The sequence below is a fragment of the Amycolatopsis circi genome (assembly GCF_003385235.1).
Lineage (GTDB): Bacteria > Actinomycetota > Actinomycetes > Mycobacteriales > Pseudonocardiaceae > Amycolatopsis > Amycolatopsis circi.
This window is the reverse complement of sequence record NZ_PQIA01000047.1, coordinates 16788-26775: the sequence shown is the minus strand read 5'-3', so window position 1 is coordinate 26775 and position 9988 is coordinate 16788. Positions and strand designations below refer to the sequence as shown.

At 69.8% G+C, this 9988-nt stretch carries 10 protein-coding genes; 3 read left to right on the top strand and 7 right to left on the bottom strand.

Annotated elements, in window-relative coordinates; all coding sequences use genetic code 11:
- The first annotated feature begins 2 nt into the window (after nucleotides 1–2).
- From D0D37_RS21160 to D0D37_RS21150, 3 genes are read left to right on the top strand one after another with little or no spacing between them, the layout of a single operon-like run.
- On the top strand, nucleotides 3–809 hold the full coding sequence (locus D0D37_RS21160; protein WP_116202293.1) for an ABC transporter permease: 807 nt from the start codon (nucleotides 3–5) through the stop codon (nucleotides 807–809).
- A gap of 17 nt (nucleotides 810–826) precedes the next feature.
- Entirely contained in the window at nucleotides 827–1030 is a 204-nt protein-coding gene (locus D0D37_RS21155) for an MbtH family protein (RefSeq protein WP_116202292.1), read from the top strand.
- Nucleotide 1031: 1 nt separating this feature from the next.
- Entirely contained in the window at nucleotides 1032–1985 is a 954-nt protein-coding gene (locus D0D37_RS21150) for an ATP-binding cassette domain-containing protein (protein ID WP_116202291.1), read from the top strand.
- A 9-nt stretch (nucleotides 1986–1994) separates the two neighbouring features.
- Here the strand turns inward: D0D37_RS21150 and D0D37_RS21145 are convergent, their stop codons facing one another.
- The 7 genes from D0D37_RS21145 to D0D37_RS21115 form a co-directional block, all read right to left on the bottom strand.
- On the bottom strand, nucleotides 1995–3305 hold the full coding sequence (locus D0D37_RS21145) for an MMPL family transporter (RefSeq protein ID WP_116202290.1): 1311 nt from the start codon (nucleotides 3303–3305) through the stop codon (nucleotides 1995–1997).
- 119 nt (nucleotides 3306–3424) lie between these two features.
- A complete protein-coding gene (sbnA, locus tag D0D37_RS21140; RefSeq protein WP_116202289.1) occupies nucleotides 3425–4402 on the bottom strand; it encodes a 2,3-diaminopropionate biosynthesis protein SbnA in 978 nt (325 codons plus the stop codon).
- Between the two features lie 4 nt (nucleotides 4403–4406).
- Nucleotides 4407–5444, bottom strand: a complete 1038-nt coding sequence (gene sbnB / locus D0D37_RS21135; protein WP_116202288.1) for a 2,3-diaminopropionate biosynthesis protein SbnB — start codon at nucleotides 5442–5444, stop codon at nucleotides 4407–4409.
- A 38-nt stretch (nucleotides 5445–5482) separates the two neighbouring features.
- Nucleotides 5483–6853: a preATP grasp domain-containing protein gene (locus tag D0D37_RS21130; RefSeq protein ID WP_116202287.1), complete on the bottom strand. Its 1371-nt coding sequence runs from the start codon at nucleotides 6851–6853 to the stop codon at nucleotides 5483–5485.
- Between the two features lie 69 nt (nucleotides 6854–6922).
- Entirely contained in the window at nucleotides 6923–7657 is a 735-nt protein-coding gene (locus tag D0D37_RS21125; protein ID WP_116202286.1) for a beta-ketoacyl-ACP reductase, read from the bottom strand.
- Nucleotides 7654–8733, bottom strand: a complete 1080-nt coding sequence (locus D0D37_RS21120) for a beta-ketoacyl synthase N-terminal-like domain-containing protein (RefSeq protein ID WP_116202285.1) — start codon at nucleotides 8731–8733, stop codon at nucleotides 7654–7656. The genes D0D37_RS21125 and D0D37_RS21120 overlap by 4 nt, the downstream gene beginning before the upstream one ends.
- Nucleotides 8730–9986 carry a beta-ketoacyl-[acyl-carrier-protein] synthase family protein gene (locus D0D37_RS21115; protein ID WP_116202284.1) on the bottom strand — a complete coding sequence of 419 codons (1257 nt, stop codon included), beginning with the start codon at nucleotides 9984–9986 and terminating at the stop codon, nucleotides 8730–8732. Before D0D37_RS21115 ends, D0D37_RS21120 begins: the two co-directional genes overlap by 4 nt.
- Nucleotides 9987–9988 lie beyond the last annotated feature (2 nt).

Here is a 9988-nt window from a genome sequence, read left to right as displayed (position 1 = left end):
CAATGACCACCCCGACGGAGCCACCAAAGGCGATTGCCGCAGCCGTCGAAACGCTCGCCCTGGCGGGCCGCCGGCTGACCCACCTGCGCAAGGTGCCCGGCCGACTCCTCGCCATCACCCTGAACTCGCTGATCACGATGCTGGCGATCGGCTACGTCTTCAAGGGCGCGGTAAGCGTCGAAGGCGGCGGCAGCTACCCGGAATTCCTCTTCCCGGCCGCGCTGATGCAGGTAGGCCTCGCCGGAATCGCGCCGACCGCGATCGCGGTGGCGATGGATCTCAAAGGCGGCCTGACCGACCGGTTCCGCTCCCTGCCGATCTCCCGTCCCGCCGTCCTGTTCGGCCACACCATCGGCGACGCGCTGGTCGGCTTGATCGCGCTGGCAATCGTCGCCGGGATCGGGCTGGCGGTCGGCGGCCGCGTGCACGCCGGGTTCCCCGCGCTGCTCGCCGGGCTGGCCGTGCTCGCCCTCTTCCTCTACGTGATGATCTGGGTCGGCGTGCTGCTCGGGCTGTCGATGGGCAATCCCGAATCGATCGACGGCGTCGGCGCGGTGCTGACGCTCGGCCTTTCCTTCCTGTCCAACGCGTTCATGGCGGTCAGCCAGCTGCCGTCCTGGGTCCGGCCGGTCGCCGAATGGAACCCGGTCAGCTCCGTCACCACGCTGTGCCGCCAGCTGTGGGGCGTGCCGGTGCCCGCGGACGATTCGTTCCCCGCCCAGCACCCCGGCATCGTCGTCGCGGTGACGCTGGTCGTGCTCTTCGCCGCGGCGACCCTGCTGAGCTTCCGCCGTTACCGCCTCGCCTAACCGATCCGGAGCATGCGATGACAAACCCGTTTGACGACCAGAACGGCGCCTTCCTCGTCCTGGTCAACGACGCACAGCAGTACAGCCTCTGGCCCTCGTTCGCGGAAGTCCCGCCGGGCTGGCGGGTTTCGCTCGGCGAGAGCAGCCGTGAAGAAGCACTCGCGCACATTTCGGGCCACTGGACCGATCTGTCGCCCGAGAACATCCGGGAAGCAGGCTGACATGGCACACGGAGAACTCGCGATCGAAGCCGAAGGGCTCCGCAAAAGCTACGGCGACCACGAAGCGCTCGCGGGCGTCGACCTCGCCGTCCCGCCCGGCACGGTGCTGGGCTTGCTCGGCCCCAACGGCGCGGGCAAAACCACCACCGTCCGGATGCTCGCGACGCTGCTCCCGCCGGACAGCGGCCGCGCGCTCGTCGCCGGGCACGACATCGTGCGGGAACGCAAGCAGGTCCAGCGGCACATCGCGCTCGCCGGCCAGTACGCGGCCGTGGACGAGTTGTTGACCGGCAGGCAAAACCTGGTGCTGCTGGGCCGTCTCCTGCACCTCGGCCGTCAAGGAGCGCGCGCCCGCGCGGGAGAACTGCTGGAGCGGTTCAACCTCGTCGAGGCGGCGGACCGCGCGGTCGGCACGTACTCCGGCGGGATGCGTCGCCGGCTGGACCTCGCGACCTGTCTGGTGGCGCGGCCCTCGGTGTTGTTCCTGGACGAACCGACCACCGGGCTCGACCCGGCGAGCCGGATGGGTTTGTGGACGATGGTCCGCGAACTGGTCAGCGAAGGCGTCACGGTCCTGCTCACCACGCAGTACCTCGAAGAAGCCGACTACCTCGCCGACCGGATCGTCGTCATCGACAAGGGCCGGAGCGTCGCGGAAGGAACCGCGGACGAACTCAAGCGCAAGGTCGGCCGGGAGCGGCTAGAAGTCGCCGTCGCCCACCCCGAAGGCCTCGCGGACGCAGTGGCGGCCCTGACGCCGGTCGCGGTCGGCGTGCCGGTCGTGGACGAGCGCCGGTGCAGCATCTCCCTCGAACTGCTGGACGAGAGCGGCGGGATCGCTGCGGCGGCGAACGCATTGCACGAACGCGGCGTCGCGCTGGCGGACTTCGCGCTCCGCAGGCCGACCCTCGACGAAGCCTTCCTCGACCTCACCGGGCACCCGACCACCGGGTGATTTCCCGGCTCACTTACGCGCAGCCCCCGGCCCGGTCCGCCGCCACCAGCGGACCGGGCCCGCTAGTGAGAGCAGCAAGGGCAGCAGCACCAACCGGATCACCAGCACGTCCATCGCCAACGCCGCGGCGGCCGCCCAGCCGAACTCGCTCAGCGCGCCGGTGCCGGCGATCCCGAGAGCACTGAAGACCCCGATCGACACCACACTCGCACTGGAGATCGCCACAGTCCCGCGACGCAGTCCCTCGGCGAGCACGTGCTGCGGCGACATCCCGGTCAGCGCCTCGACGCGGAAGTGATGCAGCAGACAGACGTGCATGTCGGTCGTGGGCGCGGCGAGCACGGCCACCAGTGCCACGGGCAGCCACGTCGGCGTCGGCGGAGCCATGCAAGTGAGCATGGTCAGCGCGAAGAGCGCGGACAGCACCGAAAGCACCGCGGTCGTCAGCGCGACCGCCACCGGCCGGAAAGCCGTGATCACCGCCAGCGAGGTCAGCCCGATCAGCAGCGCCAACGGCAACGGCGGCAGCGTCGGCGATTCGAGATAGCGGTAGACGACGAAACCGAGAGCCGCGGCGGCACAGACCAGCGCGCCGATGAGTCCCGCTGCGCTTCGGTAGCGCCAGGTTGCTGGCAGACGGGCAACGAACCGGGGCAGCCAGTGCCACTGGAACGACCTCCGCACGGGCAGCGCGATCCGGGTCAGCAACACCGGAAGCAGCGACAGAGCCGCGGCGGCTTCCACGAGGACCACCAGAACCACGGCCGCGGCCAGCCGCATGACCTGCGGTTCGCCGGTCAGATACAGGCCGGTCATCGCGGCCAGCATCGCGAGTCCGGTGACGAGCGCGGTCCGCCCGGCGGTCGAGGCGACGATCTGCGCCGTGTCGGACGCGTCGTGCTTGCCCGGCGGCATTTCCTGCTGCCTGCGGACCGCGAACAGCAGATGGTTGGCCGCGCTCGTGATGCCCGGCAGGAGAACGAGGTTCCAGCTGCCGAACGCGCCCGCGCCGGCTTCGGAGATCGCCATCAGGACTCCGAGCGCACTGACCCCGACGGTCGCGAGATATCCGAACGCGAGCGCGGCCAGCCGCAGCGAACCCAGCACCAGCAACAGCAGCAGGGCGGTGAGCAGGCAGCCGACCGCGAGCACGGAACCGGCCGACGGGGCGGACACCAAGCCCGCCTGCGCGGAGCCACCGGACGTGGCGGCGAGACCCTCACTCGCCGCCACGACCAGGAACAGCAGCCACGCGCCCAGGACCGGGCCGGGGTGCCCGGCACACCACCGCGCGAGACGGAGCAGAGGTAGCGTTCGCAATGCCGCACTCCTTGGGCCGCTTCAGGCCTCCCGCCGCGCAGGCGGCAAGCCGGACGGTCTAAGGATGGCTCCTCGTGATCGTGCGCACACTAGGCGTGGCACCTCGATTTCGAGTGGTACTAGCTCCCGAGCGCGGCGGGCGGGGCGAGCGCCGCGTCTCCGTAGAGGTCGGCCACCCACTGGTCGTGGTAGACCGTGTCCAGGTAGCGGTCGCCGAGATCCGGGGCGACCGCCACCGCGGTGAAGCTTCCGCCGGGCGCGTGCCGGTCGAGCCAGTTCAGCGCCCCGGCGACGACAGTGCCGGTCGAGCCGCCGAACAGGAAACCCGCCCGGACGAGATGACGGCACATGCGCACGGTGTCGAGTTCCGGCACGTGCACCACATCGTCCACATAGGACTCGTCGAGCAGGACCGGCCGAACTCCGGTGCCGAGACCGGGGATCATCCGCGGTGCGGCCGGGGTCCCGAAGGTCACCGAACCCACGGTGTCGATGGCCACCACGCGCATGGCCGGGCAGTGCTCGCGCAGATAACGCGCGCATCCCATCAGCGTGCCCGTCGTGCCCGCTCCGATGAACACCACGTCGGCATCGGGGAACGAGTTCGCGATCTGCGGGCCGGTGGTGCGGTAGTGCGCCTGCCAGTTGCCCGCGTTCGCGTACTGGTTGAGCCACACTCGGTCGTCGCCCTCGGCGCACAGCCGCCGCACGTGCGCGATCCGCGCGCCGAGCAACCCGTCTTCCGGATGCGGCTCGGTGATCACGTGCACCTCGGCGCCGAGCGTCTGCATCAGCTGCCGGGCGCCGAGGGTGCAGCGTGAATCGGTAACGCAGATGAACCGGTAACCCCGGCTGGTGGCGACCAGGCTCAGCGCCACCCCGAGGTTGCCCGACGAACTCTCCACGAGGGTCGCGCCCGGTGCCAGCGTGCCGTCCAGTTCGGCGGCGTCGATCATCTCGGTCGCCGCCTTGATCTTGATCGAACCGGCGAAGTTGAAGCCCTCGCATTTGAGGTAGAGCGATCGCCCTGTACATCCGTTCAGGTCGACGAACAGGTCCTCGACGTTGAACTCGTGCGGACTGGTGATGATCGGCATCGGCTCAGCGCTTGCCGTAGCGGTCGAGTTCGAAGAAGAAGTCGCCGACCTCGTGCAGTTCGCCGCGGCGGCGCAGCTCGTCCAGGACGTGCTTGCCGACCGCGAGGTCCAGCACGCCGAGGCCGAACGGCGAGAACACCAGCGGCTGGTCAGCGTTCAGGGCGAGTGCCCCGGTCATGACGTCGAAGAGGGTGCCGCCGAGGAAGTCGCGTCCGCCGGTGGCCTGTTCGGCCAGGTGCACCGAGGTGTTGGCCTTGAGGCAGTGCTCGACGTCGTCGACCACGTTGGCCGACGCCAGGATCACCTCGGTGGACAGGTCGCGCAGGGAAACGTTCAGCACCAGCGGGTTGTGGTCGAACCAGGCCGGATCGTGCACGTGCGGTTCGCCGGCGACGGTAGCGAACACGATCAGGTCGCTGCCGCGGATCAGTTCCTCCGCGCTCTCGCGCACCGCGATCCCGCTCGCGCCCGTGCTCTCCAGGTATCCCCGGAAGCCCGCGGCGTGCTCGGCGGAGAGGTCGAACACGGCGGTCTCGTCGAAGTCCCAGCCGGTGCCGATCAGGAACCGGTGCACGTACCGCGCGATGAGGCCGGTGCCGACGAACCCGAGCCGCCGCGGCCGCTCGCCGCGCCGGCTGAGCCAATCGGCCGCCAGCGCCGCCGACGCCGCGGTCCGGGCGGCGCTGATGATCGAGCTTTCCATGCAGGCCAGCGGGTACCCGGTCACCTGGTCGTTGAGGATCAGCACGGCCGACGCGCGCGGCAGCCCGGTGCGGACGTTCTCCGGGAAGCTGGAGATCCACTTGACCCCGTCCACCGCGACCTCCCCGCCGACCGAGGCGGGCAGCGCGATGATCCGCGCGGACGGCCGGTCCGGGAACCGGAGGAAGTAGGAGGGCGGGTTGACGGTCGCCTGCTGGCCGTGCAGCCGGTAGGCCGCCTCGATCAGCTCGACCAGTTGCTTCTCGGCGCCGTCGAGCACCTGGTGCACCTGGGATCCGGACACGACGGCGAACTCCGGAACGGTAGCGGTTTCGGTCACAGAACTTCCTTATTCTTCGGCTGGGCGGAAACGGGTGCTCAGTCCTGCTGCAGGACGGCCAGGGCGCGTTCGACTCGCGCGTCGATCCGGTCGACCTCGGCGACCGAATCCCCGATGAGCACGCCGTAGAGGCGCCCGGCGAACGGGGCTCCGTCGGCGGTCTGCGCGCCGGCGTTGACGGTGGCGAAGTTGTTCACCAGCAGGCCGCTGCCCGCGCCGTCGAACAGCAGGTCGCCGAGCACGTCGCGGACCCGGTCGAAGCCGACGCTGGCACCGAGCCGCAGCGAGTAGTGCCGGGCCATCGCGGTCTCGCCCGCGGTGACGAAGCGTTCCTGGATCGGCACCTGGTAGGTGGACATGTTGTTGCGGGCGTTGATTTCCAGCACCGGGAAGATGCCGCCGTCCGGTTCGACGATCGCGTCCACTCCGACGACGCCGTAGTAACCGTCGGCGGCGAGCTGCCCGCCCAGCGCCTGCGCCGCGGACCGGATGCTATCGATCTGCGCCTCGTCCAGCCGCGGCGGGATCCGATGTCCTTTGTGGACGCCGTTCTCGGTGATCAGCTCCTTGACGAAGTCGAAGCGCACCGAACCGTCCCGGCTCACGGTGAACTGGTAGTTGAGGTCGGAGCGCTTGTCCACCCACTCCTCGATGACGAACGCGATCCGGTCCCGGCCCTTCCGCCGCGCGGTCGCGGAGATCATCCGCCGCAACCGGTCGAGCCTGCGTTCGTCGGAGACCACCGAGATCCCCTTGCCGGACACCCCGAACGCCTCCTTGACGACGACCCGTCGCCCGGTGGCAAGCACTGAGGCGGCCTCGGTGACCGCCGCATCGAGCAGATCGAGCGTGTCGCACGCCCAGCCGTTCGGCTGCCGCAGTCCGAGCTGCGTCGCGATGCGCCGGCTGTAGATCTTGCTGTTCACCGCCTTGCAGCGGGCCGCGTCCGGCGCAGCCAGCGGAAGCCCAGTCGCGGTGGACAGTTCTTCCTCCACCGCCGAGACGCCGTGGGCAAGCAGATGCGCTTCGTCAGTGCGCAGCGCGGAAAGCGCGGCGATCAACCACGGATCGTGCAGGGCGTCCTGGCTGACCGTGCGCGCCGGGTCCGGGTCCGCGATCACGTGGATCTGCGGCAGGTCGAGGCCAAGCCCTTCCAGGTAACTGCGGTAACCGGGGTCCGGCGCGTGCTTGAGCACCACGTGGTCCCGCTTTCCGCCCAGCAGCAACGCGAACTCGTCCATGCTGTTGACGACCGCCGTGCCGCCCGGGGCGGACACCCTGGGCAATCCCTGCTCGTCGACCGCCCACTGCTCTTCGACCTCGAAGTTGCCGACGAACACCAGCGGGCGGTCGGCCGTGCCCAGAACCGCGGTCTTGAGCCGCGGGATGAAACCGTTCTCGGCGCTCATGACGTCCTTTCGCCAGCGCACGGACAGGACGCGGCACGCGCTTTCTGCGCTGCCGCTGGGGGAGATCAGCTAGACGACGAAGCCGCCGTCGACCTCGAAGACGCTGCCGGTGATGTAGGAGGCGCGTTCGGAAACCAGGAAGGACACCAGGTCGGCGACTTCTTCCGGCCTGCCGAACCGGCGCAGCGGAACGGCCCGCAGCATCTTCTCGCGGGTCGCTTCGCTGAGCTTGCCGAGCATGTCGGTCTCGATCAGGCCCGGCGCGACGGAGTTGACCCGCACCCCGTACCGGCCGACTTCCTTGGCCAGCGCCTTCGTGAAGCCGAGCACTCCGCTCTTGGCCGCGGAGTAGTTGGTCTGCGTCGGATTGCCGTGCACGCCCGACACCGAGGACAGCGTCACTACGCTTCCGGCGCGGCGTTTGATCATCCGGAACACGGCGGGACGGCACGCGTGGAAGACGCCGTCGAGGTTCGTGCGCAGGACGCTCGACCAGTCCGGCTCGGACATCAGCGCGAGCGAACCGTCGCGGGTGATCCCGGCCGAGGTGACCAGCGCGTCCGGCGGACTGAACTCGTCAGCCGTGCGCTCGACCCACGCCGTGACCGCCTCGCCGTCGGCGACGTCGACCTGGCTGGCCTCGACCCGGACGCCCAGGTCAAGGACCTCCTTGACGAGGACGTCGGCCGCGGTTTGATTGCTGTGGTAGCAGAAAGCGACGTCGAACCCGTCCTGTGCCAGTCGGAGCACGACTGCCCGGCCGATCCCTCGGGAGCCGCCGGTGACGAGTGCGGTTCTGCTCATCGCGACTCACCGCCGAGCTGCAGCAGCGCGCAGGCCACCGAACCGTCGTCATCGCAGGCGGTGACGACGATGTGATCCTGCTCGCCGTGCTCGGCCCCGTCAGCGATGCTGAGCACCGAAGCCAGCCCGAACAGCGCGGTCGCCGCCGAGGTGTCGCCGATGAGATCCACCGGCGGCACGCGATCCGTCACTTCGTCGCCGAACAACTGCCGCAGCGTCGCGTCCTCAGGGCGTTCCGATCCGGCGGGGAAGCCGCTGCCGACCGCCGCCCACACCCGTTCCGCCGCAACGCCAGACCGTTTCAACAGCGAGGAGACGGTGGCGTGCAGGGTTCCGGCGAGGTCGCCGTCGAGGCAGATCCGCGAGTCGATGCCGGTCAACGTCGCCAGCACGCTGCGCGGATCGGCCGAGTCCGCCGGTTCGAGCAGGAACATGGCGCAGCCCTCGCCGAGCGTCGCGGACCCGCCGCGCCGGTGGTGTTCAAGCCAGGACCGGGCGTCGGAATGCTCCTCGGCCGCACCGCACAGCACCTGGGCCGCGCGGTCGGTCATCAGCAGGCGGCGGGCGTAGTTCAACGCCTGCAACCCAGTCGTGCGACCAGCGGCGATCGTGGCGTTGGGCCCCTTGAGCCCGTGCCAGATCGCGGCCTGCCCGGCCGCGCAGTTCATCACGGTGCCGGGCACCGCCGCGGGCTCGACGTGGTCAGGCTGTTCGCCGGTGATCGACGCGCGGGTCAGATCCATCATGCTCTGCGCGCTGCCGGTCGTGGTGCCGAGCACGAAGCCGATGTGCTCGCGGTCGCCGTCCGGAGCCAGTTCCATGTCGGCGAGCAGCTGCTGCGCGGCCGCCACGGTGAGCCCGCTGACCCGGTTCATCGCCCGGGTCTTCTTGCGGCCGAACATTTCGCGCACGTCGAAGCTGGGCACGATGGCTGCCGGATCACCTTGGGTGCCGGAATCAATGGTCGGCTCACGGCGGGAGCGAACGCCGTCGGCGAACGCTTCCCGGCCGTAGCCGAAGGGGGAAATGGCCGTCCAGGCCGAGATGACCGGACGGCGACGGGCAGGTGCGGTCACCGCGCGGTCTCCTTTCGGGGCTGCCGCTCGTACCGGCCGAGCAGGACCACGGCGTTGTTGCCGCCGAAGGCCCAGCCGTTGTTCTGCACGATGTCGAGGTCGGCGTCGACGGATTGGTTGGGCACGCAGTCCACCGGGCAGTCCGGGTCGGTGTCGCGGTGGTTGATGGTGGGCGGGATGAACTGCTCGGTGAGCGCGATCGAACAGCCGATCGCGGCCAGCGCGCTCGCTGCGCCCATCGAGTGCCCCAGCATCGACTTCATCGACACGGTGCGCGGCGGCTTCGGCCCGAAGAGATCGCGGATCGCGGCGGATTCGGTCATGTCGTTGGCTTTGGTGCCGGTGCCGTGCGCGGAGATCAGGTCGATCTCGGACGGTTTGACCCCGGCGTCGGCCAGCGCCAGTTCCATGCAGCGGGCGATCCCGGCCTGATGCGGCGCGACCGGATGGTGTGCGTCGCAGGACATGCCGTAGCCCAGCACTTCCGCGTAGATCCGAGCCCCGCGAGCGAGCGCGGAGTCGAGGCTCTCCAGCAGAAGAATGCCCGCGCCCTCGCCGGTGAGGATGCCCATCCGGTTGCGGTCGAACGGACGGCAGCAGTCCGGGGCGATGCTGCGCAACCGGTAGAACGAGGTGAACGTCTTGCGGCACAGCGCATCCGCGCCGCCGCAGAGGGCGAACTCGGCGTCCCCGCACCGGATCGCGTCGAGCGAGTTGCCGATGGCGTAGTTGCCCGCCGAACACGCCGTCGCGATGGTCCCGGTCTCGACGTCGGTCAGTTCCAGTTCGCGCGCGATCGACGTGGCGAGCCGGCCCGCGGAAGTGCGGCGCACCAGCCGCGGGTCGAGACCGGCCAGCCCGGCGGAGAGTTCCTGCGCCACCAGACCGTCGAGTTCGTGCGCCTCGCCGTCGGTGCTGCCCACCGAGACGAGAGTGCGTGCGGCGCGCAAGGTTTCCAGCGGCAGCCCCGAATCCTCGACGGCGAGGCGCGCGGCGGCGGTGGAGAACCGGCTCGCCCGGCCGAGATCGCCGGGGTCGAGCGTGCGAATCCATTGAGCGGGCTCGAAGTCGGCGACCTCGCAGCCGTTGTCGTGGGCGAACCCGGTGGTGTCGAACACCGAGATCGGCCGGACGTTGCTGCGCCCGGCCCGCAGCGCGGAGGTGAACTCCCGGACGCCGATGCCGATGCTGGACACGACACCGCATCCGGTGATGACCACGCGGCGTGGAATGCTGGCCGTCTGCGAAGACATGG